We start from the raw sequence: 22168 nt of genomic DNA on the forward strand, positions 1-22168 counted from the left end.
CCCGGGTGCGCGGCGGCGGTCAGGCTTAGGCTTGCCTTGCTGGAATGCGCTCGTGTCGGCCGTCAGGATGGCAGAGCGCGCATCCGGACAATCGCCAGAGGAGACGACCGTGCCGAGCATCAACAGCTTTTCCGCCCAGGACACCCTGACGGTCGGAGGCACCGACTACGAGATCTTCCGGATCGACGCGGTGCCCGGATACGACAAGCTGCCGTTCAGCCTCAAGGTGCTGCTCGAGAACCTGCTGCGCACGGAGGACGGGGCGAACGTCACCCAGGCGCAGATCGAGGCTCTCGGCTCCTGGAACCCGGATGCCGACCCCGACACCGAGATCCAGTTCACCCCCGCGCGCGTGGTGATGCAGGACTTCACCGGCGTGCCCTGCATCGTCGACCTCGCCACGATGCGCGAGGCCGTCACCGCCCTCGGCGGCGACCCCGACAAGATCAACCCCCTCTCGCCCGCCGAGATGGTCATCGACCACTCGGTCATCGCCGACCTGTTCGGAACCGAGAACGCTCTCGAGCGCAACGTCGAGATCGAGTACGAGCGCAACGGCGAGCGGTACCAGTTCCTGCGCTGGGGCCAGACCGCCTTCCAGGACTTCAAGGTCGTGCCCCCGGGCACCGGCATCGTGCACCAGGTGAACATCGAGCACCTCGCGAAGGTCATCTACGACCGGGTCAACGGGGGAGTGCTGCAGGCCTACCCCGACACCTGCGTCGGCACCGACTCGCACACGACCATGGTCAACGGCCTCGGTGTTCTCGGCTGGGGCGTCGGCGGCATCGAGGCGGAGGCGGCCATGCTCGGTCAGCCGGTCTCGATGCTCATCCCGCGCGTCGTCGGATTCAAGCTCACGGGCGAGATCCCCGCGGGCGTCACGGCGACCGACGTCGTGCTGACCATCACCGACATGCTGCGCAAGCACGGCGTCGTCGGCAAGTTCGTCGAGTTCTACGGGGCGGGCGTCGCCTCCGTGCCGCTCGCCAACCGCGCCACCATCGGCAACATGAGCCCGGAGTTCGGCTCGACCGCGGCGATCTTCCCGATCGACGGCGTGACGATCGACTACCTGCGCCTCACCGGACGCGACGAGCAGACCGTCGCCCTCGTCGAGGCGTACGCCAAGCAGCAGCACCTCTGGCACGACGCCTCGCACGAGCCCTCGTACAGCGAGTACATGGAGCTCGACCTCGGCACCGTCGTGCCCTCGATCGCCGGCCCCAAGCGCCCGCAGGACCGCATCCTGCTCTCCGAGGCGAAGAGCCAGTTCGAGAAGGACATCCTCGGCTACGCGACCGCGTCGACCAGCCACGACCTCGTCGACCTCGAGGGCAAGCACTCGTTCCCGGCGTCGGATCCCGGTCCCGTGCCCGGTGAGGAGGAGCCCGCGACGCGCGAGGTGCACATCAACAGCGGAGCCCCCAACGGCGCGTCGAAGCCCGTCAAGGTGACGACACCGGAGGGCACCAGCTACATCCTCGACAACGGCGCGGTGACCCTCGCGGCGATCACCTCGTGCACCAACACCTCGAACCCGTCCGTCATGATCGCCGCGGGCCTGCTCGCGAAGAAGGCGGTCGACAAGGGCCTGAAGCGCAAGCCGTGGGTCAAGACGACCCTCGGACCGGGCTCCAAGGTCGTCACCGACTACTACGAGAAGTCGGGCCTCGACAAGGCGCTCGAGGGTCTCGACTTCTACACGGTCGGCTACGGTTGCACGATCTGCATCGGCAACTCGGGTCCGCTCATCGACGAGGTGTCGGCGGCGATCAACGAGAACGACCTCGCCGTCACCGCGGTGCTCTCGGGCAACCGCAACTTCGAGGGGCGCATCAGCCCGGACGTGAAGATGAACTACCTCGCGTCGCCTCCTCTCGTGGTCGCCTACGCCCTGGCCGGGTCGATGAACTTCGACTTCGAGACCGACCCGCTCGGCACCGACCAGAACGGCGACGACGTCTTCCTCAAGGACATCTGGCCCGACCCCGCCGAGGTGCAGGAGATCATCGACTCCTCGATCTCGCGTGAGCAGTTCATCAAGCAGTACGCGACGGTCTTCGACGGCGACGAGCGCTGGACCAGCCTGCCGACGCCCACCGGCCCCATCTTCGAGTGGGATGCCGACTCGACGTACGTGCGCAAGGCGCCGTACTTCGACGGGATGTCGATGGAGCTCACGCCGGTCTCCGACATCGCGGGCGCGCGCGTCATGGCGACGCTGGGCGACTCGGTCACGACCGACCACATCAGCCCCGCCGGCAACATCAAGGCGGGCACGCCCGCCGCGGAGTACCTGGAGGCGCACGGCGTCGAGCGCAAGGACTTCAACTCCTACGGCTCCCGCCGCGGCAACCACGAGGTGATGATCCGCGGCACCTTCGCGAACATCCGCCTGAAGAACGAGCTCGTGTCGGCGGTCAACGACGGCCAGGTCGTCGAGGGCGGCTTCACCCGCGACTTCACCCAGCCGGGCGGTCCGCAGTCCTACATCTTCGACGCCTGCGAGAACTACCAGGCCGCGGGCACTCCGCTCGTGGTGTTCGGCGGCAAGGAGTACGGGTCGGGCTCGTCGCGCGACTGGGCGGCCAAGGGCACGAGCCTGCTGGGCGTCAAGGCGGTCATCACCGAGAGCTTCGAGCGCATCCACCGCTCGAACCTGATCGGCATGGGCGTCGTCCCGCTGCAGTTCCCGGCGGGCGAGAGCTGGAAGTCGCTGGGGCTCGACGGCACCGAGATCGTCTCGATCACGGGGCTCGAGAAGCTCAACGAGGGCGTCACGCCGAAGACCGTGCACGTCACCGCGGCGCCGAGCGAGTTCTCTCCCGAGGGCAAGCAGACCGTCGAGTTCGACGCCGTGGTCCGGATCGACACCCCCGGTGAGGCCGACTACTACCGCAACGGCGGCATCCTCCAGTACGTGCTGAGGTCGCTGGTCTGAGCTCGGGGACCGAGTGGGTCGATCACCGTTCACTCGGTCGGGAAGCGTAGGGTCGACGACATGAGCCTGCTCGATTCGATCCGCGGTCCTCGTGACCTCGACGGGTTGAACCGCGAGCAGCTGGAGCAGCTCGCGGGGGAGATCCGCGGATTCCTCGTGCGCGAGGTCTCGAAGACGGGGGGCCACCTCGGACCCAACCTCGGCGTGGTCGAGCTCTCGATCGCGATGCACCGGGTGTTCGACTCGCCGCACGACGCGCTGGTGTTCGACACCGGGCATCAGAGCTACGTGCACAAGCTCCTGACGGGGCGGCAGGACTTCACGGGACTCCGAGAGCGCGGCGGCCTCGCGGGCTACCCGCAGCGCACGGAGTCCGAGCACGACATCGTCGAGAGCTCGCACGCGTCGAGCTCGCTGAGCTGGGCCGACGGCATCTCGCGCGCATTCGCCATGACGGGCCAGGGCGACCGCTATGTGGTCGCGGTCGTCGGAGACGGTGCGCTCACGGGCGGCATGACGTGGGAGGCGCTCAACAACATCTCCGACGACAACTCGCGGCGCCTGGTGATCGTGGTGAACGACAACGGTCGCTCCTATGCGCCCACGATCGGAGGGATGGCGCGGTTCCTGAACACCGTGCGCACCCGGCGCGCGTACCGCTCGCTCTACTTCTCGAGCAGGCGCTTCTTCGACCGGCTCGGCAGGCCCGGCCAGGCCGTCTACCGCGGAACGCGGGGCGCCATCCACGGGTTCCTGTCCCGGTTCTCCAACAACGAAGCGCTCTACTCGAACCTCGACATCAAGTACCTGGGCCCCGTCGACGGTCACGATCTGCGCTCCCTCGAGGAGGCGCTGCGGCAGGCGAAGGACTACGACGCGCCGGTCATCGTGCACGTCATCACGCAGAAGGGACGCGGCTACGAGCCGGCGGTCTCGGACGTGGCCGATCAGTTCCATGCGGTCGGCCAGATCGACCCCGAGACCGGGGAGCCCCTCGAGCACCCCAGCCGCCCCTCGTGGACCTCGGTGTTCTCGGACGAGATCCTGCACCTCGCCGAGCAGAACCCCCGCCTGGTGGGGATCACCGCGGCCATGCTGCGGCCGACGGGGCTGCACAGGTTCGCCGAGCGCTTCCCCGCGCGGGTGTTCGACGTCGGGATCGCGGAGCAGCACGCCGCGACGAGCGCCGCCGGTCTCGCCTTCGGCGGCCTACATCCGGTGGTCGCGCTCTACGCGACGTTCATGAACCGGGCCTTCGACCAGGTGCTGATGGATGTGGCGCTCCACCGCGCCGGCGTGACGTTCGTGCTCGACCGCGCCGGGGTGACGGGACCCGACGGCCCGAGTCATCACGGGATGTGGGACCTCGCGATCCTGCAGGTCGTGCCGGGGATCCGGATCGCGGCGCCGCGCGACGCGACCCGGCTGCGGGAGGAGCTCGCCGAGGCGGTCGCCGTGGACGACGGCCCGACGGTGCTGCGGTTCTCGAAGGGCTCGGTCGGCAACGAGTTCGACGCCGTGCGCCGTACCGACGACGGCGTCGACGTGCTGCGCGAGGCAGCCCACCGCGACGTGCTGCTGGTCGCGGTCGGCCCGATGGCGTCGCTCGCGATGCGGGTCGCCGAACGACTCGCCGCGCAGGGCATCGGCGCGACCGTCGTCGATCCGCGCTGGGTGATCCCCGTGCCCGGGAGCGTGGTGGAGCTCGCGCGCGAGCATCGGCTGGTGGTGTCGATCGAGGACGGGATCCGCGTCGGCGGGGTCGGGACGCGCATCCGCCAGGACCTCCGAGCGGCGGGCGTGGACACCGCGGTCGACGAGCTCGGCCTTCCCGACGAGTTCCTCGAGCACGCTTCGCGCGACCAGATCCTCGAGGACGCGGGGCTCACCGACCAGCGCATCGCGCGTGACATCGTCGCGCAGGTGCTGGGCACGCGCATCCCGGTGGCTCGTCCGCTCCCGGCGGAGCCGGCGCGGGAATACGACGCCGAAACGGGTCGTTGACCCCTTCGCGGGGTGCCGATGTCGGTGGTCTCCGCTAATGTGGACGCTGTTCACATAGTTGGACTTCCCCGGGCAGCATCGCCCACCACCACCCCCACCGGAGGAACCGTGACGAACAACGCCGTCGAGACGTCCGCGACGAGCGGCGCCCCCGATCCCGCGACCGCCCGCCGCAACCGCGTCGCCATCGTGCTGCTGCTCGCCGCCGTCTTCGTGGTGTTCCTCAACGAGACCACGATGAGCGTCGCGGTCCCCGAGATCATGGAGGATCTGCGGATCTCCCCGAGCCAGGGTCAGTGGCTCACCACGGCGTTCGCCCTGACGCTCGCCGTGGTGATCCCCGTCACGGGCTTCCTGCTCGAGCGGCTCACGACGCGCACGGTGTTCATCACCGCCATGACGCTGTTCTCCGCGGGCACGCTCATCGCGGCGACCGCACCGGGCTTCGGCGTGCTCGTGGCCGGGCGGGTCGTGCAGGCGAGCGGCACCGGCATCATGATGCCGCTGCTCATGACCACCGTGCTCACGCTCGTCCCGCTCTCGGATCGCGGGCGCATCATGGGTCGCATCTCGATCGTGATGTCGGTCGCGCCGGCGATCGGTCCGGCCGTGTCGGGTCTCGTGCTGCAGCTCACGGCGTGGCGGGGGCTGTTCTGGGTGATGCTCCCCATCGCCCTGCTCATGCTCGTCGTGGGCATCGCACGGGTGCCCAACGTGTCGGAGCCCCGCAAGGTGCCGCTCGACGTGCTGTCGGTGATCCTGTCCGCGTTCGGCTTCAGCGGCGTGGTCTTCGGTCTGAGCAACCTCGGTCTCGCGGCCGAGGGCAAGGCCATGATGCCCTCGTGGATCCCCCTCGTGATCGGCGGGGTCGGCCTGGCCCTCTTCATCTGGCGTCAGCTGGTGCTGCAGCGTCGGGATGCGGCCCTGCTCGACCTGCGCACCTTCCGGGCGCGCAGCTTCACGGTCTCGATCCTGTTCTTCGTGATCCTCATGGCCGTGCTCTTCGGCGTCGTCATCCTCTTCCCGATCTACCTCGAGCGCGGCCTCGCGATCGACACGCTCGTGATCGGGTTGACGCTGCTGCCGGGCGGTCTCGTGATGGGACTGCTGGGCCCGCTCGTCGGCCGCCTGTACGACCGATACGGGCCCGCGCCCCTCGTGCTTCCGGGCTCGATCGTGATGAGTGCGGCGATCTGGGCCATGACGTTCTTCGGCCCCGACACGCAGCTGTGGTTCGTGCTCGTGACCCATGTCGTGCTGAGCCTCGCGCTCGGCTTCCTGTTCACCCCGATCTTCACGACCGCGACGAGCGCCCTGCCGCCGCACCTGTACTCGCACGGCTCGGCCACCATCGGCACGGTCCAGCAGGTGGCGGGAGCCGCCGGCACCGCGGCGTTCATCGCGCTGCTCGCCGTCGGAACGGCGGCGGCCGGGGCGCCGACCGCCGAGACGGCGACCCCGGAGCAGGTGATCGCGGGAGCGCATCTGGCCTTCATCGGGGGAGCGGTGCTGTCGCTGTTCGCGATCGTCGCCGCGTTCTTCGTGCGCAAGCCCGTCGCCCCCGAGCTCACGGACGAGCAGCTCGAGGCGCGCCCGGCGATGCACTGACGGGAGATGTGCCGAGGGGCGATGCGCTGAGCAGCCGTCGTGCGGCCTCCGTGCGGGAGGTGGCCCCGAGCTTGCGGAGCACCGCCGAGACGTGCACCGAGACGGTCTTGCGGCTGATGTAGAGGCGTTCGGCGATCTGACCGTTGCTGAGCCCTTCGGCGATCAGCTCCAGCACCTGCCTTTCGCGCGCCGTGAGCTCATCGGAGGCGCTCGTGCGGACGGGGACGGCGAGGCCACCCGACGCCACGAGCCGCGCCGCCTCGTCGACGAACCACCGGGCGCCGATGCGAGAAGCCTCGCTGCTGAGCGACGCGAGGGTCTCCGATGCCCCATCGCGGTCGCCCGTGCGCAGTCGGGCGCGCGCGAGCCCCTCGAGGAGTTGCAGTCGGGTGAGCACGGCGGTCTCGGCGGATGCCGCGAGGGCGAGGGCCGCGTGCCATGCGTCGACATCGTCGCCCGCACCGCTCGGTCCGCCGAGCTCGGCCTCGACGAACGCGGCCCACAGGGGGCGGGTCGGCCAGGCGTCCCGGGCGATCACCGCGCGCAGGCGCGCCACGTCGTCGCCTTGACGCCCTGGATCGCCGCTCGCCTCACGTCGTCGCGCGATGATGCGGGCGACGACGGGGGCGATCGGCAGCTCCCAGGGTGCCGATGCCAGATGCTCGCGCTCGACGAGCCGTCCCGCCCACTCCCACGCGGCATCCGTGTCGCCGAGAGCGAGGTGCACCTCCGCGATGTCGAGCGCGAGGCCCGCCGCCACCTGGTCCTCGAACTCGGCGATCTGGCGCATCGAGGACTGCCACTGCTCGAAGAGCGCGGCCGCCCGTGCAGGGTCGCCCCGCCACAGCACGGACCGGATGCGCGCGCGTCGGAGGTACACGCGGAACACGACGGGAGGGTCCAGATCGAGCGAGTCCTCGATGAGGGCGTCGGCGCGATCCCACTCGCCGAGGGCGAACAGCGGGTCCACGGTGTTGAGAGCCAGGATCGCGCCCGAGGTGCGGGCGACGCCGGAGGCTTCGGCGATGCGGATGCCCGCGAGGGCCACGCGCATCGACTCGTCGTACCGCCCGAGCAGGTGCAGCGAGTCGGAGTAGTTCACGTGGTATCGCAGCAGCGCGTCGCGATCATCACCCGCCTCGCGTCGGGCCAGGTCGTAGTCGGCCGCGCCCTCGTCGATGCGTCCCAGGTGCGTCAGCGTGCCCGCGCGTACGTTCGCGGCGATCGAGCGGATGCGGGGGGCATCCGGGGGAGCGGTCGCGAGGGCCTCGCTCGCCGCCGCGATCGCCTCCTCCGATCGCCCCGACACCATGTACTTGCTGGCAGCCTCGGCGAGCAGCCCCGCGCGGAGCGCCGGTTCGTCGGCGTCGCCCAGGATCGCGAGCGCCCGCTCGTACATGGTGAGCGAGTCGACGTGCCCCTCGGTTCCGAGCATGAGCCCGCGATTCCGGACCAGCCGGGCGAGCTCGACGGGGTCGTCCGTGCCGGCTTCCGAGATGGCGAGATCGATGGTGGCGAGGGCGCGCTGCGGTTCCCCGGCGGCGCGCCAGGAGCGCGCGACGCGGTCGAGGAGCTGCACGTGCGAGGCACCGGCGGACGCGACCGGGTCGGGGATGCGATTCCACAGCGACAGCGCGCGCTCGCCGAGCTGGGCGGCGCTCGCGTAGGCGAAGGCGGCGCGGCTCAACCGCATCCCGTCGAGCGAGCTGCGGAACGCCTGCTCGAGGTCGTGCGCCTCGAGCCAGTGCGCCGAGATGAGCACGGAGCGGCCGGCGCGTGCGGTCGGCTCGACCGACTGCGCCGACAACGCGACCGCGTAGGCGGCATGCACCTGGGCACGCTCGCCGGGCAGCAGCTCGTCGACCACCGCCTCGCGCACGAGCGCGTGTCGGAAGTCGTAGCCGCGTCCCGAGACGACGAGCACGCCGGCCTCGATCGCCTCGCGCAGAGCCGCGTCGAGCTGGTCGGGGTCGCTGTCGCCGACCCCCACGAGGATCTCGTGGTCGACCTGGCCACCGCCCGCGGCGAGCAACCGCACGAGACGACGGGCGGCGGGGGTGAGCCCCTCGTATCGCGCGAGGAGCAGCTCCCGGAGCGTCGCGGGAACTCCGTCGGCGAGCTCGCCACCGCATCCGACGAGCTCCTCGACGAAGAACGGCACACCCTCGCTGCGGTCGAAGACGGTGCGCGCCTGCTCGGCGCTGGGGAGGCCGCCGAGCAGGCCCGCGAGCTGGGCGCGCACCTCGGCGGCGTCGAGCCGTGCGAGCAGGATGCGCGAGACGCGCCGGGTGCGTTCGAGCTCGGCGAGCAGGGCGCGCAGCGGGTGGCCGCGGCGGACGTCGTCGCTGCGGTAGCTCGCGACGACCAGCAGCCTCCCGGAACGCAGCATCCGCGCGAGGAATCGCAGCACGTCGAGGGTGGCGGGGTCGGCCCAGTGGACGTCCTCGACGACCACGACGACGTCCCGCTGCGCCGACAGGCTCTCGAGGATCGTCGTCACGACCTCGTCGAGCCGTTCGACGCCCAGCCGTTCGTCGCGTTCGACCGGGGTGCGCGCCTCGACGAGCGCGTGCAGGGTCGAGGCGCCGCCCGCCGCCGCCTCGAACACGGCATCGGCTCCGACGGCCGTCACGAGATCCCGGAGGACGCCGACGAGCGGCGCGTAGGGGATGCCGACGGCGCCGAACTCGACGCACTGGCCGCGCGCGACGACCGTCCGGTCGTCGAGCCCGGCGAGGAACTCGTCGATGAGGCGGGACTTGCCGATGCCGGCCTCACCGCCCACCACGACGATGCGCGGGTCGCCCTCACGGGCTTCGGTCCACGCGTCGGCCAGTTCGCCTCGTTCGACGTCGCGGCCGACCATCGGCGAGACGGTCTGGATGCGCACGTCATCATCGTGCCATCCGCGACCGACCCGACGCCCGGCCGGCGTCGCGAGGCTCAGTGCGTCACCGGGTGGGTCACCGCGCGCTGCGGCGCGCCGGCGCGGCGACGCAGTCGCGACAACAGGGGGACGCGCGCGGCGCGGGCGCCGTCGCCCGCGCGCTCGAGGGCTCTGCGCGCGCGCTCGGCCGCGAGAGCCAGCTCGGCGTCGCGGGTGTCGGAGATCCAGATGCGGGAGTCGGGGGTGAGATCCATGACTCCAGCGTCGGAGATGAGGTAGGCCGCCCGGATCGGGCGGATTCCCTATTTCCGGACGGCCTACCTCAGACCGATGGCACGCCTATCGCACGCCGCGGATGGGCGGGTGGTGGAACGTGTCGCCGAAGGCCTGCTCGCTTGCACCGACGCGGTCCAGGTACGGGGTCGCCCCGCCCATCTGGAACGGCCAGCCCGCACCGAGGATCATGCACAGGTCGATGTCCTCGGCGGCGGCCACCACGTGCTCGTCGAGCATGCGGTGGATCTCGTCGGCCAGCCCGAGCTGCAGCCGCTCGCGCAGCTGCTCGGGGCTGAGCGCGACCGCGTCGGCCGGGCGGTGCTTCTTCACGATCTCGAGGGCCTTCTTGTCGTAGCCCTTGATCTTGCCCTTGGCGTCCTTCTCGAAGATCGCACCGTACTCGGCGAGCTCGTGCAGGGCGGGGCTGTCGAAGAAGCGCTCCGGGAACGCCGTGTGGTGGGTGTCGAGCACGTGGGCGCCGACCTTGAGTCCCACCAGGTCGAGCAGCACGAACGGATCCATCGGCAGACCGAACGGGCGCGCCGCCTCGACGACGTCCTCGAACGACGCCCCCTGCTCCACCGCGTGCATCGCCTCGCCGAGCACCTTCGCGAGCACCCGGTTCACGACGAAGCCGGGCGTGTCGGTGGTGATCACGGCGTTCTTGCGCAGCTTGGCGGCGGTGACCATGGCGGTGGAGAGCGCGGCGTCCGTGGTCTTCGGTGTCTTGACGACCTCGATGAGCGGCATGACGGCCACCGGGTTGAAGAAGTGGAAGCCGACGAGACGCTCCGGGTGGGCGAGCTTCGCGCCGATCTGCTCGACGGACAGCGACGAGGTGTTCGTCGCGAGGATCGCCTCCGGTGAGATGTGCTTCTCGACCTCGGCGAAGACGTCCTGCTTGATGCCGAGCTCCTCGAAGACCGCCTCGATGACCCAGTCGCAGTCCGCGAAGTCGGCCTTGTCGGTGGTGCCGGTCACGAGCGCCTTCAGGCGGTTCGCCTCGTCCGAGTCGATGCGTCCCTTGCCGAGCAGCTCGTCGATCTCGCCGTGGATGTAGGCGATCCCCTTGTCGACGCGCGCCTGATCGAGGTCGGTGATGACCACCGGCACCTGCAGGCGGCGCACGAACAGCAGGGCGAACTGGCTGGCCATCAGACCGGCGCCGATCACTCCGACCTTGCCGACCTTCTGCGCGAGCTCCTTGTCGGGCGCGCCCGCGGGCCGCTTCGCGCGCTTCTGCACGAGGTTGAAGGCGTAGATCGACGCCCGGAACTGATCGCCGGAGATCAGATCGGCCAGCGCCTTGTCCTCCGCGAGGAAGCCGGTCTTCTTGTCGGTGTTCTTCGCCGCCTTGAGCAGCCCGAGCGCCGTGTAGGGGCTCGTGGCGACCTCGCCGATACGGCTCTTGAGGGTCTTCTCCGCGATCCCGATGGCCACGTCCCACTTCGCGAGGCGCTCGAGCTTGCCCGGCTCGTTCGGGCGCTTCACCTTGATCGCGCCGGTGAGCACGCCGTCGGCCCAGGCGAGCGAGTTCTCGAGGAAGTTCGCCGGGCCGAACATGGCGTCGGCGATCCCGAGCTCGAAGGCCTGCGGGCCCTTCAGCATCCGATTGTTCTTGAGGGGGTTCGAGATGACGACCTCGAGCGCGTTCTCGATGCCGATCAGGTTCGGCAGCAGCCAGGCACCACCCCACCCGGGGATGATGCCGAGGAACACCTCGGGGAGTGCGAGCGCCGGAACCGAGGAGTCGATCGTGCGGTAGTCGGCGTTGAGGGCGATCTCGACGCCGCCGCCGAGCGCGAGGCCGTTGACGAACACGAAGCTCGGCACGCCCAGCTCCCCGAGCTTGCCGAGGGTCTTGTGCCCGAGCTGGGCCATCAGGAGACCGGTCTCGTGGTCCTGGATCTCTCCGACCTTCGAGAGATCCGCGCCCGCGGCGAGGATGAACTGCTTGCCGGTGACGGCGACGGCGTCGATCTCCTTCGCCGCGGCGCGGGCGGCGAGCTCGTCGAGACGCTCGCCGAGCTCCGTCAGGGTCGCCGGGCCGAGGGTGTTGGGGCGCGTGTGGTCGCGGCCGTTGTCGAGCGTCAGCAACGCCAGTCGCTTGCCGCTGGCGAGCACGATGTCGCGTACGAAGGAGTGGGTGACGATCTCGTCGGGGTCGAGGGCGACGAGCTTCGCGAAGTCGGATCCGCTGTAATCGGGAAGGCCGCTCATGCTCACTTCGCCCCCTTGTAGTGCGGGTTCTCCCAGATCACGGAGCCGCCCTGGCCGAGGCCGACGCACATGGCGGTGAGACCGTAGCGCACCTCCGGGTGCTCCTCGAACTGGCGGGCGAGCTGGATCATGAGCCGCACCCCCGAGGAGGCGAGGGGGTGACCGATGGCGATCGCGCCGCCCCACGGGTTGACCCGCGGGTCGTCGTCGGCGATGCCGAAGTGGTCGAGGAAGGAGAGCACCTGCACCGCGAACGCCTCGTTGAGCTCGAAGAGGCCGATGTCCTCGATCGTGAGCCCCGCCTTGCGCAGCGCCTTCTCGGTGGACGGGATGGGACCGATACCCATCACCTCCGGCTCGACGCCGGCGAAGGCGAACGACACCATGCGCATCTTCACCGAGAGGTTGAGGTCGCGCGCCGTCTGCTCGCTCGCGAGAAGCGACACGGTGGCGCCGTCGGTGAGCGGCGAGGCGTTGCCCGCGGTCACGCGCCCGTGCGGGCGGAACGGCGTCTTGAGGGCGGCGAGCCCCTCCATGGTCGTCTCCGGGCGCATCCCCTCGTCCTGCGTGGCGAGGCCCCAGCCGGCATCCGACTTGATGGCCACGGGGATGAGGTCGGGCTGGATCTTGCCGGCGGCGTAGGCGGCGGCCACCTTCTGCTGACTGCGCATGCCGAAGAGGTCGGAGCGCTCCTTCGTCAGCTGCGGGAAGCGGTCGTGCAGGCGCTCGGCCGTGTTGCCCATGTTGAGGGAGTCGGGCGAGACCAGCTTCTCGGCCAGGAACCGCGGGTTCGGGTCGGCGCCGAAGCCCATGGGGTGGCGGCCCATGTGCTCGACGCCGCCGGCGATGCCGATGTCGTAGGCGCCGAACGCGATGGCTCCGGCGATCGTCGTGACGCTCGTCATGGCGCCCGCGCACATCCGGTCGATGGCGTAGCCCGGCACGGAGAGCGGCAGCCCGGCGAGGATCGCGGAGGTGCGGCCGAGGGTGAGCCCCTGGTCGCCCTGCTGCGTGGTCGCGGCGATCGCGACGTCGTCGACGCGATCCTTCGGCAGGTTGGGGTTGCGCTCGAGGAGACCGATCATCGCCTTCACGATGAGGTCGTCGGCGCGGGTGTTCCAGTACTGGCCCTTCTCGCCCGCGCGTCCGAACGGGGTGCGCACCCCGTCAACGAACACGACGTCGGTGCGATGAGCCGATGGCGCTTGGGCCACGATGCCTCCACAGTTCAGGGGACGGATGCGGGCGTGCGGCCGCGCATCCGGGTGTCGTCCTCGATCCTAGGCAGGCACCCGCGGGGGCGCTCGCATCGTTCGACGGAACCTACGAAGCCTCGTCGGGGGTGCGGGAGGGGGGTTGGCGCGCCTCGACAAACGCGTCCGCGATGGCTGCGGCGAGCTCGTCGACCTGCCAGGCGCGCGCGCCGTGCACGGCGAGCGCCTCGCCGATGCTCTCCGCGGAGATCTCGGCCGGGGGCGACCACGCCACCCGCCGGAGGGTGTCCGGGGTGAGCACGTTCTCGACGGGGATCTCGAGCTCCTCCGCGCGCGCGCCGACCGCGGCGCGGGCGAGCTTCAGGCGGCGGTCGGCCTCCGGGTTCTTGTCCGCCCAGGCGCGCGGCGCCGGTACGCCGTCGCCGGTACCCCGCATGCTGGGCGGCTCCGCATCCGCCGTGCCGCGCTCGACGGCCGCCCACCAGCGCTCGAGCTCACGACGGCTCGCACGTCCGGTGAAGTCCTTCAGGGCGGCGAGGTCGCGCTTGCTGGCCGGCTGGGCCTTCGCGACCGCGACGAGCGAGAGGTCCGGGACGAGCCGGCCGGGCGCCGTGTCGAGCTGCTGCGCGAGCTCGTCGCGCGCCAGCCAGAGGGCGCGGGCGATCGCGAGCTGGCGGGGGGTGCGCAGCGAGTGCATGCCCGAGAGGCGACGCCAGGGCTCCTGGCGGACCGGCGCGGCCTTCTCGAGGACGGCGCCGAACTCCTGACGCGCGATCTCCTCTTTGCCCGCCGCGTGCAGCAGCTCCGAGATCCGGTCGCGCAGATCGGGGAGCAGCTCCACGTCGAGGGCGGCGTAGACGAGCCATCCCTGCGGAAGCGGACGCGTCGACCAGTCGGCGGCCGAATGCGCCTTGGCCAGGTGGATTCCGAGCAGCTCCTCGACCACCGTGGCGAGGCCCACGCGGGGAAGGCCCGCCAGTCGCGCACCGAGTTCGGTGTCGAAGATCGTGCTCGGGTCGAGTCCCACCTCCCGCAGGCAGGCGAGGTCCTGGCTCGCCGCGTGCAGGATCCACTCCTCGCCCCGCATGACCTCGGCGAGTTCGTGGAAGTCCCCGATCGCGGGCGGGTCGAACAGGAAGGCCCCGGCGCCGCGACGGAACACCTGGATCAGGTAGGCGCGCTGCGAGTAGCGGAACCCGGATGCGCGCTCGGCGTCGACCGCGAACGGCCCGTTCCCGCGCGCGAGCTGCTCGACCGCCTCGAGGTATTCGTCCCGACCGTCGATGACGTGCACCTCCGGGTGGGCGGCGTCCGCGGTGGGCGGCGTCTCGGCGTCAGTCACGCGACACCCGTCGGTGGGGGAGCAGGGAGACCGCATCGGACGACGGCGGGAGCCCCGCCAGCATGCACAGCAGATCGCACCACGCCTCGACCTGATGGCCGATGTCGGAGCCGAGCGGCGACCAGGAGGCGCGCAGCTCGAGCTGGGCGGCGTCGCCCTGCCCGGCCAGCTCGCCGAAACCGGTCGAGAGGACCTTGGTGGCGGTGCCGGAGGCCGCGGTGTACTCCGCTCCCCGGCTGTCGAGCGCGTCGACGAGCCACGACCAGGCGACCTCGGCGATGAACGGGTCGACGCCGATCTCGGTCTCCAGCGGCGCCTGCGCGTAGGCGACGACACGGAACGGGCCGCCCCACGCCTCGGGCTCCTCGGGGTCGTAGAGCAGCACGAAGCGGCCGGTCCCGAGCACCGAGTCGATCCCGTGCACGGTGGGCCGCACATCGGCCGCGAGCGCGAGCGCGTAGGGAGCGAGACCGCTCGGCGCGGTGATCTCGGCGACCTCCATCTCGGCGCGCGTGGTCGCCGCCTTCACCGACGCGACGGCGCGGGCGAACGGAGCCGGCGGAGCGGACTCGGACTGCGGGGTGGCCACGGGGGAAGCCTAGGATTCTCGATGAGAGCAGCGGCGGTGCCACGCCGTCCGCACGAGGGAGGTCGCCGTGCCGCGTCGGACAGCTGGAGCCCGTTCGCGGATGGCCGGGGTGCTGTGGGGTGTCCTGGGTGCCGGTGCGGTCGCGGTCGGGACGATCGCGGTGCTCAGCGCGATCGTCGCGCGCACGGTCGTGATCCCTCCGTCGCGCCGCGACGACGACATCCGGATCCTCGACCTCCAGCCCGACAGCGGGCGCATCGTGCTCTCGCCGACGCCCGATTCGCTGCTCCCGGGGGAGTACAGCTTCTGGTTCTCGGGCGACACGGGGCACGCGCGGGTCGGAGAGATCGTCTCCGTCGACCGGGTGGGGGTGACGCGCGAACTGCTCGAGGTCGACTTCGGCGATCTGCGGCGCGCCGTCCGCGGGCGCTTCAGCGGATGGTTCTGGCTGTCGCCCCGCGCGCTCGGGGTGCCGTACGAGAACGTGTCCGTGCAGACCCCGCTCGGTGCCGCTCCCGCGTGGTTCGTCCCCGCTGCGGAGGACACCGACCGCTGGGTGATCCAGGTGCACGGTCGCGCTGTCCGGCGACAGGAGACGTTGCGCGCCGTCGCGCCCTTCCGCGCGTCGGGGTTCCATTCGCTGCTGATCTCGTATCGCAACGACGGCGACGCCCCCCGCAGCGCCGACTACCGCTACGCCCTGGGCGACCGCGAATGGGTCGACGTGGACGCCGCGATGGCCTACGCGATCGCGCGCGGAGCTCGGGAGATCGTGCTCATGGGTTGGTCGATGGGCGGCGCGACCGTGCTGCAGGCGCTGACCCGTTCGCCGCGGGCGGCGCTCGTCACCGGTGTGGTGCTCGACTCCCCGGTGGTCGACTGGATCGCGACCCTCGAGTTCCAGGCGCGGATGCGCCGGCTGCCGCCCGTCGTCCGCTGGGGTGTGTACACGCTCATCCGCTCCCGGTGGGGGCGCGTCGTGACCGGGCTCGCGGAGCCTCTCGACCTGGAGCGCCTCGACTTCGTGACCCGTGCCGCCGAGCTCGACCGGCCGATCCTGCTGCTGCACAGCGTCGACGACGGGTTCGTCCCGGCGAGCGCGTCGATCTCGCTCGCGACGGTGCGCCCCGACATCGTGACCTTCGAGGAGTTCACGATCGCACGGCACACGAAGCTGTGGAACTACGACCGCACCCGCTGGGAGGACGCCATCCGCAACTGGCTCGATCAGCTCACGAGCCAGCGCGCGTAGAGACCGCCCGCGTCGTCGACCAGCAACCCGAGCAGCTCGAGCTCGACGGCGGGGTGCGCCGCGGCACCGAGCACCGGCAGGCCGCCCCCCGTCAGCCGGGGGCTCGTGGAGAGGCAGAGCTCTCCGACGAGGCCGTCGGCGAGCAGCGCGGCGGCGAGCGACGGCCCGCCCTCGCAGACGACCGACGGGGCCCCGAGCGTGGAGAGCGCGTCGAGCGCGTCCCGGAGTCCGATCCGGCCGTCGCCGTCGGCCGCCAGCGCCACGAACCGATGGGGGACCGGGAGCGTCGAGGCGGTGCGGGCGCGCGCGGCTTCCGGGCCGAGCACGATCAGCTTCTCCGGGTCGTCGACCTCCCCGGGTTGGGCGCCGGTGAAGTCCCCGGATGCGGTGAGCGCGGCGAGGCGCGCCGTGCGGGGCAGCAGGTACCCCTCCGCGCGCAGGCTGGCGGCGCCGACGAGGACGGCGTCGCTCTCGGCGCGGATCGCGCCCAGCACCGCGCGGTCGGCGCGGCTGGAGAGCGACTCCGAGGTGCCGTCGTCTCCTCGGGCGCTGCCGTCGACGCTCGCGATGAGGTTGACGCGCACGCCCGAGGCGTCGTCCGCCCGCCGGTACAGGGCACGGAGCCGGTCGCGGGCCCCGGCGTCGCCGACGGTGATCGGCGCGCCGGCCTCGGGATGGACCGCGCGCAGGATCACGCGGCGGTCTTCTCCCGCACCTGGCGCTGCGTCCGGCCGAGAAGACCCGACATGCCCCGGATCCGCAGCGGGCTGACCGCTTCGGTGAGCCCGATCGTGAGCGGATAGTCGGCGGGCACGGCGAGCACCTGCTCGACCGTCAAGCCGGCGAGCCCCTGAACGAGGATCGACGCGAAACCGCGGGTGGTCGGCGCCTCGCGCGGGGCCGTGGCGTGCAGGTGCACGATCCGGTCGTCGTCGACCTCGACGAAGATGTAGACGGGGGACTGGCACTCCTCCACGCGCTCCAGCAGATCGGGGTGATCCGCGTAGCGCTCCGGCAGCTCCGGCAGCTCGCGTGAGAACTCCAGCAGCAGTTGGAGGCGATCCTGCTGGTCGAGGGCGAGGAAGTCGTCGCGGATCTCGGCGAGCTTCTCGGGCAGTCCGACGCTCACGCGGTCACCTGCGCCATGATCCGTCGCTCAGCGCGCGGGGACCGGTCCGGGCTCGGCTCCCTTGACGATCGGGACGCGCACGGCGCTGCCCCACTCGGTCCAGGACCCGTCATAGTTGCGCACTCCCTCGAAGCCGAGAAGATGGGTGAGCACGAACCAGGTGTGGCTCGAGCGCTCGCCGATCCGGCAGTAGGCGATCACGCTATCACCGTCCGCGAGGCCCGCGCCGTCGCGGTAGATGGCGTCGAGTTCGTCCTTCGGCTTGAAGGATCCGTCCTCCGCGACGGCCTTCGCCCAGGGCACGTTCTGCGCGCTCGGGATGTGGCCGGCCCGCAGGGTGCCCTCCTCGGGATAGGCGGGTGCGGTCGTGCGGTCGCCCACGTACTCCTCGGGCGAGCGGACGTCGATGAGGGGGTTGCCGAGGTGTGCGAGCACGTCGTCCTTGAACGCGCGCACGGCGGTGTCGTCGCGCTCGACCACGGGGTAGCTTACCGCTTGGCGCGCGGCGATCTCGGCCGTGTAGGGACGCCCCTCGGCCTCCCACTTGGCGCGTCCGCCGTCGAGCAGGCGCACGTCCTCGTGACCGAAGAGGGTGAACACCCAGAGCGCGTAGGCCGCCCACCAGTTGTTCTTGTCGCCGTAGATGACGACGGTGTCGTCGCGCGAGATGCCCTTGCCTCCGAGCAGGCGGGCGAAGCCCGCGCCGTCGAGGTAGTCGCGCAGCACGGGGTCGTTGAGGTCGGTGTGCCAGTCGATCTTGACCGCACCCTCGATGTGGCCGGTCTCGTACAGCAGCACGTCCTCGTCGGACTCGACGACCACGAGCCCGGGCTCGCCCAGGTGCGCGGCGAGCCACTCGGTGCCGACGAGCCGTTCGGGGTGGGCGAATGCGGCGAAGGCGGGATTCGGGTCGGTCGCGACGGCCATGGTGGTTCTCTCCTCGTGGGTAAACTTTCCACGTCCAGGGTAGGCATCCGCCTCCGGGACGCGCTGGGACTCCGTAAGAGTTCGACACAGTCCCGCACCCCGACCCCTACCGCTCTCGCCGACCGCACGGTCGTGGCGACGAAGGATCCGCATGCCGCAGCACATCGTCGCGTCGCTCCTCGACCGCGCACCCGAGATGTCGGGGGCCGAGATGGCGTCGTCGCTCGTCCCTCCGCGCCAGTTCGCCACGGCGAGCCTCGAGGGCTACCGGCCCGACCCCGACTTCCCGTCGCAGGCGGAGGCGGTCGCGAAGGTGCGGGCGTTCGCCGACGTCCTCCGGGGCGGAGGCGGAGGGGGCGGCCGGGGCCTGTTCGGCAGGCGACGGGCACCGGAGGCCAAGCCCGGGATCTACCTGGACGGCGGATTCGGCGTCGGCAAGACGCACCTGCTGGCCGCGCTCTGGCATCTCGCCCCCGGCCGGAAGTACTTCGGCACGTTCATCGAGTACACGGCGCTCGTCGGCGCCCTCGGCTACGCGAACGCGGTCGAGCTGCTGCGCGGCGCCTCGCTCGTGGCCATCGACGAGTTCGAGCTCGACGATCCGGGCGACACGATGATGATGACCCGTCTGCTCGCCGAGCTCGCCGGGGGCGGCACCCGGATCGCCGCGACGTCGAACACGCCCCCGAACGCACTCGGCGAGGGCAGGTTCGCCGCCGTCGACTTCCTGCGCGAGATCCAGGCCCTCGCCGACCGCTTCGACATCGTGCGCATCGACGGCCTCGACTACCGGCGCCGCGAGGTCGAGGGTCACGCCGCCGCGGTCGGAGCCGACGAGCTCGAGAGCGCGCTGGCCGCGCAGCCGGGCTCCGTCACGCTCGACGACTTCGACGCGCTGCTCGGCCATCTCGGGCGGGTCCACCCCTCGCGCTACGTGCGCATGGTCGAGGGGCTGACGGCGGTGGGGCTGCGCGGCGTGCACACCCTCGTCGACCAGGCGGATGCGCTGAGATTCGTCGCGTTCGTCGATCGGCTCTACGACGAGCAGGTCCGGGTCGTGGCCACGGGGACGCGTCTCGACGAGGTCTTCGGCGACGAGATGATGTCGGGCGGCTACCGGAAGAAGTACCTGCGCGCGATCTCGCGGCTCATCGCCCTCACGAGCTGACGCGCATCCGGCGGGCGACCACCGCGGTGGTGACCCCTCCGACGAGGATCGCGACGAGCGAACCCGCGAGCACGGCGAGGGTCGCCGACGCGACGAGGGTCGTCTCGCCGCGGAAGGCGAGCTCGGCCATCAGCAGCGAGATCGTGAACCCGACTCCGCCGAGCGTCGCGACGACGAGCACCTCGGGCAGTCTGAGCGCCACTGCGCGTTCGCTGGCCGGCATCATGCGCCGGGAGATGAGCGCACCGGCGGTGATGCCGAGGAGCTTGCCCACGGGAAGCGCGATGAGCACCCCCCAGAAGACCCCTCCGAGTCCGCCCTCGCGCACCTCGGGGATCGCGACCATCGAGGCGCTCAGGGCGAACAGCGGAAGGACGACGCCGTTGACCCAGGGTTCGAGGGTGTGCCGGGTGCGGTGGGCGGGTCCCGGCGAGAACACCAGGCCGAGGGCGACGCCGGCGATGGTCGCGTGGATCCCGGAGCTGAGCACGAGCGCCCACACGGCCACGCCGATGGCCACGAGCAGCACCACCCGCACGGCGGGAGCGAGGCTCCGGCGCGCGCTCACCCATCCGAAGGCGGCGATGAGCGGTACGGCGACCAGCAGCGGCACGGGCTGGAGGTCGCGAGTGAAGAAGGCCGCGATGATCGCGATGGCGATGAGGTCGTCGAGCACGGCGAGGGCGAGCAGGAACGCGCGCACCCGGCGGGGCAGGCCGCGACCGAGCAGCGCGAGCACCCCGAGCGCGAAGGCGATGTCGGTGGCCGTCGGGATGGGCCAGCCGACGTTCCCCGCCGGCTCGTGCACGATCGCCAAATAGAGAAGTGCCGGGGCGATGACACCGCCGGTGGCGGCGACGGCCGGGGCCAGCGCCTTGCGGGGGGTGTCGAGCTCTCCGTGGGTGAGCTCGTGCCGCAGCTCGATCGCCGCCACCAGGAAGAACAGGGCGAGCAGACCGTCGGCGATCCAGTGTCCGATCGAGAGGTCGAGCACCGTGATCCCCGTGTGGGGATGCTCGTCGCGGATGCCGATGACCGCCGGACCGATGGGGGAGTTGGCGACGGCGAGCCCGATGACCGCGGCCGCGGCGAGCACGACCGCGGCGACGCGCTCGGAGCGGAAGAAATGCATGGCACCCACTCTTTCATGCGCGATCCCGGGGAATTCGAAGGAAAGCTGCAGCGCCGGGAAACATGATGTTTACATTCCCGAGATCGGTGTAACGCCCGCGAAACAGCACGACAGCCCCCCCGAAACGTCCCGTAGCCAGACTGTCGGCGTACCCGAGGAGCATCACGGCTCACCCTGCGAGGATCCGACGGTGCGTCCCATGCACATCTCAGAGAGGTAAGAAAACCTATGGATACCGGCGAACTCGCTTGGGCCATCACGGCCTCTGCGCTGGTTGTCTTCATGACTCCGGGCGTTGCCTTCTTCTATGGCGGTCTCGTCAAGGCGAAGAGCGTCGTCAGCATGATGATGATGAGCTTCGGCGCTCTTGGACTCATCAGCGTGCTGTGGATCCTCTACGGCTTCAACATGTCTGCTGTCGGCGGCGCGTGGGAGTTCGCGGGGAATCCGTTCTCGGACTTCGCACTCGGTGCGGCAGACAACGAGACCCTGGTCGGTGCCCTGTTCGGCGCGACCTTCGCGATCATCACGGTCGCGCTCATCTCCGGTGCGATCGCGGATCGCGCCAAGTTCGGCTCGTGGATGATCTTCGCGGGCATCTGGGCGACGCTGGTGTACTTCCCGGTCGCCGCGTGGGTCTGGGGTGGAGGCTGGATCCTCAGCCTCGGTGACACCCTGGGTCTGGACTACACCGTCATCGACTACGCGGGTGGTACCGCGGTCCACATCAACGCGGGTGCTGCCGCGCTGGCGCTGGCGCTGGTGCTCGGCAAGCGCATCGGCTTCGCCAAGGGCATCCAGAAGCCGCACAACGTGCCGCTGGTGCTGCTCGGCGCGTCGATCCTGTGGTTCGGCTGGTTCGGCTTCAACGTGGGCGCCGAGTTCCTCAACGACCTCGCGGGTGCCGGCCTCATCGCGATCAACACCCTCGGTGCCACGGCTGCGGCCATCCTCGGCTGGCTCATCGTGGAGAAGATCAAGGACGGCAAGGCGACCTCGGTCGGCGCCGGTTCGGGCGCCGTCGCGGGTCTCGTCGCGATCACCCCGTCCTGTGCGAACCTCACGCCCGGCTGGGGTCTGCTGCTCGGTCTGATCGCCGGCGCCGTGTGCGCCATCGCGATCGAGCTGAAGTTCAAGCTCGGCTTCGACGACTCGCTCGACGTGGTGGGCATCCACATGGTCGGCGGTCTCATCGGAACCCTGTACCTGGGCTTCTTCGCCACCGGCACCGGCCTCTTCGTGGGTGGTGACGGCATGCAGCTGCTCATGCAGGCGGTCGCCGCCTTCGGCGTGCTGATCTACTCCTTCGTGGTCGCGTGGATCATCGGCTTCGCCATCCAGAAGACAATCGGCTTCCGCATCAAGAACGAGGACGAGCTCGCCGGTGTCGACACCGTCGTGCACGGCGAAGAGGGTTACGCCCTGGCCGACTGATCCAGTCGACCGACCAACCCGGCGCGGGGCGCCGTCTCTCCG

16 protein-coding genes are annotated in these 22168 nt (G+C 70.7%); 6 read left to right on the top strand and 10 right to left on the bottom strand.

Annotated elements, in window-relative coordinates:
- The first annotated feature begins 67 nt into the window (after positions 1-67).
- From acnA to NUH29_RS01095, 3 genes are all read left to right on the top strand, one after another.
- Positions 68-2944 carry an aconitate hydratase AcnA gene (gene acnA, locus NUH29_RS01085; protein ID WP_258797018.1) on the top strand — a complete coding sequence of 959 codons (2877 nt, stop codon included), beginning with the start codon at positions 68-70 and terminating at the stop codon, positions 2942-2944.
- Positions 2945-3004: 60 nt separating this feature from the next.
- Positions 3005-4948, top strand: a complete 1944-nt coding sequence (gene dxs, locus NUH29_RS01090) for a 1-deoxy-D-xylulose-5-phosphate synthase (protein WP_258797019.1) — start codon at positions 3005-3007, stop codon at positions 4946-4948.
- A 108-nt stretch (positions 4949-5056) separates the two neighbouring features.
- Positions 5057-6556, top strand: a complete 1500-nt coding sequence (locus NUH29_RS01095) for an MDR family MFS transporter (RefSeq protein WP_258797020.1) — start codon at positions 5057-5059, stop codon at positions 6554-6556.
- On the opposite strand, the gene NUH29_RS01100 is transcribed toward NUH29_RS01095, so the two are convergent.
- The 6 genes from NUH29_RS01100 to NUH29_RS01125 form a co-directional block, all read right to left on the bottom strand.
- Entirely contained in the window at positions 6516-9446 is a 2931-nt protein-coding gene (locus NUH29_RS01100; protein ID WP_258797021.1) for an ATP-binding protein, read from the bottom strand. The genes NUH29_RS01095 and NUH29_RS01100 overlap by 41 nt on opposite strands.
- 53 nt (positions 9447-9499) lie before the next feature.
- Positions 9500-9697, bottom strand: a complete 198-nt coding sequence (locus NUH29_RS01105) for a hypothetical protein (protein WP_258797022.1) — start codon at positions 9695-9697, stop codon at positions 9500-9502.
- Between the two features lie 85 nt (positions 9698-9782).
- Complete coding sequence (locus tag NUH29_RS01110) at positions 9783-11939, bottom strand: 3-hydroxyacyl-CoA dehydrogenase NAD-binding domain-containing protein (RefSeq protein ID WP_258797023.1); 2157 nt, start codon at positions 11937-11939, stop codon at positions 9783-9785.
- 2 nt (positions 11940-11941) lie between these two features.
- Complete coding sequence (locus NUH29_RS01115) at positions 11942-13117, bottom strand: thiolase family protein (protein WP_258797257.1); 1176 nt, start codon at positions 13115-13117, stop codon at positions 11942-11944.
- Positions 13118-13262: 145 nt separating this feature from the next.
- Entirely contained in the window at positions 13263-14495 is a 1233-nt protein-coding gene (locus NUH29_RS01120) for an HRDC domain-containing protein (RefSeq protein ID WP_258797024.1), read from the bottom strand.
- On the bottom strand, positions 14488-15084 hold the full coding sequence (locus NUH29_RS01125; RefSeq protein WP_258797025.1) for a DUF3000 domain-containing protein: 597 nt from the start codon (positions 15082-15084) through the stop codon (positions 14488-14490). Before NUH29_RS01125 ends, NUH29_RS01120 begins: the two co-directional genes overlap by 8 nt.
- Positions 15085-15184: 100 nt before the next feature.
- Here NUH29_RS01125 and NUH29_RS01130 point away from each other — a divergent pair, with 100 nt between their 5' ends.
- The gene (locus tag NUH29_RS01130) at positions 15185-16336 is read left to right on the top strand and encodes an alpha/beta hydrolase family protein (RefSeq protein WP_258797026.1); all 1152 of its coding nucleotides are present in this window, start codon (positions 15185-15187) and stop codon (positions 16334-16336) included.
- On the opposite strand, the gene NUH29_RS01135 is transcribed toward NUH29_RS01130, so the two are convergent.
- From NUH29_RS01135 to NUH29_RS01145, 3 genes are read right to left on the bottom strand one after another with little or no spacing between them, the layout of a single operon-like run.
- On the bottom strand, positions 16312-17031 hold the full coding sequence (locus NUH29_RS01135; protein ID WP_258797027.1) for a dihydrofolate reductase family protein: 720 nt from the start codon (positions 17029-17031) through the stop codon (positions 16312-16314). The genes NUH29_RS01130 and NUH29_RS01135 overlap by 25 nt on opposite strands.
- Positions 17028-17465 carry a SufE family protein gene (locus NUH29_RS01140; RefSeq protein ID WP_258797028.1) on the bottom strand — a complete coding sequence of 146 codons (438 nt, stop codon included), beginning with the start codon at positions 17463-17465 and terminating at the stop codon, positions 17028-17030. The genes NUH29_RS01135 and NUH29_RS01140 overlap by 4 nt, the downstream gene beginning before the upstream one ends.
- A 27-nt stretch (positions 17466-17492) precedes the next feature.
- The gene (locus NUH29_RS01145) at positions 17493-18392 is read right to left on the bottom strand and encodes a sulfurtransferase (protein ID WP_258797029.1); all 900 of its coding nucleotides are present in this window, start codon (positions 18390-18392) and stop codon (positions 17493-17495) included.
- A 151-nt stretch (positions 18393-18543) separates the two neighbouring features.
- Between NUH29_RS01145 and zapE the strand changes: the two genes are divergently transcribed.
- Positions 18544-19560: a cell division protein ZapE gene (zapE, locus tag NUH29_RS01150; RefSeq protein ID WP_258797030.1), complete on the top strand. Its 1017-nt coding sequence runs from the start codon at positions 18544-18546 to the stop codon at positions 19558-19560.
- Here the strand turns inward: zapE and NUH29_RS01155 are convergent.
- Positions 19550-20692 (bottom strand): Na+/H+ antiporter NhaA, encoded by a 1143-nt coding sequence (locus NUH29_RS01155; protein ID WP_258797031.1) that lies wholly within the window; start codon positions 20690-20692, stop codon positions 19550-19552. The two genes, zapE and NUH29_RS01155, sit on opposite strands and share 11 nt — an antisense overlap.
- 228 nt (positions 20693-20920) lie before the next feature.
- On the opposite strand from NUH29_RS01155, the gene NUH29_RS01160 reads away from it, so the two are divergent.
- Complete coding sequence (locus NUH29_RS01160) at positions 20921-22126, top strand: ammonium transporter (protein ID WP_258797032.1); 1206 nt, start codon at positions 20921-20923, stop codon at positions 22124-22126.
- Positions 22127-22168 lie beyond the last annotated feature (42 nt).

It is taken from the genome of Protaetiibacter mangrovi (assembly GCF_024752305.1).
Classification (GTDB): domain Bacteria; phylum Actinomycetota; class Actinomycetes; order Actinomycetales; family Microbacteriaceae; genus Homoserinibacter; species Homoserinibacter mangrovi.

Bases quoted from the DNA above. Each gene is read 5' to 3' on its own strand.
- acnA (WP_258797018.1), top strand. From the start codon at position 68: ATGGCAGAGCGCGCATCCGGACAATCGCCAGAGGAGACGACCGTGCCG.
- dxs (WP_258797019.1), top strand. From the start codon at position 3,005: ATGAGCCTGCTCGATTCGATCCGCGGTCCTCGTGACCTCGACGGGTTG.
- NUH29_RS01105 (WP_258797022.1), bottom strand. From the start codon at position 9,697: ATGGATCTCACCCCCGACTCCCGCATCTGGATCTCCGACACCCGCGAC.
- NUH29_RS01110 (WP_258797023.1), bottom strand. From the start codon at position 11,939: ATGAGCGGCCTTCCCGATTACAGCGGATCCGACTTCGCGAAGCTCGTC.
- NUH29_RS01130 (WP_258797026.1), top strand. From the start codon at position 15,185: ATGGCCGGGGTGCTGTGGGGTGTCCTGGGTGCCGGTGCGGTCGCGGTC.
- NUH29_RS01145 (WP_258797029.1), bottom strand. From the start codon at position 18,392: ATGGCCGTCGCGACCGACCCGAATCCCGCCTTCGCCGCATTCGCCCAC.
- zapE (WP_258797030.1), top strand. From the start codon at position 18,544: ATGCCGCAGCACATCGTCGCGTCGCTCCTCGACCGCGCACCCGAGATG.
- NUH29_RS01155 (WP_258797031.1), bottom strand. From the start codon at position 20,692: ATGCATTTCTTCCGCTCCGAGCGCGTCGCCGCGGTCGTGCTCGCCGCG.
- NUH29_RS01160 (WP_258797032.1), top strand. From the start codon at position 20,921: ATGGATACCGGCGAACTCGCTTGGGCCATCACGGCCTCTGCGCTGGTT.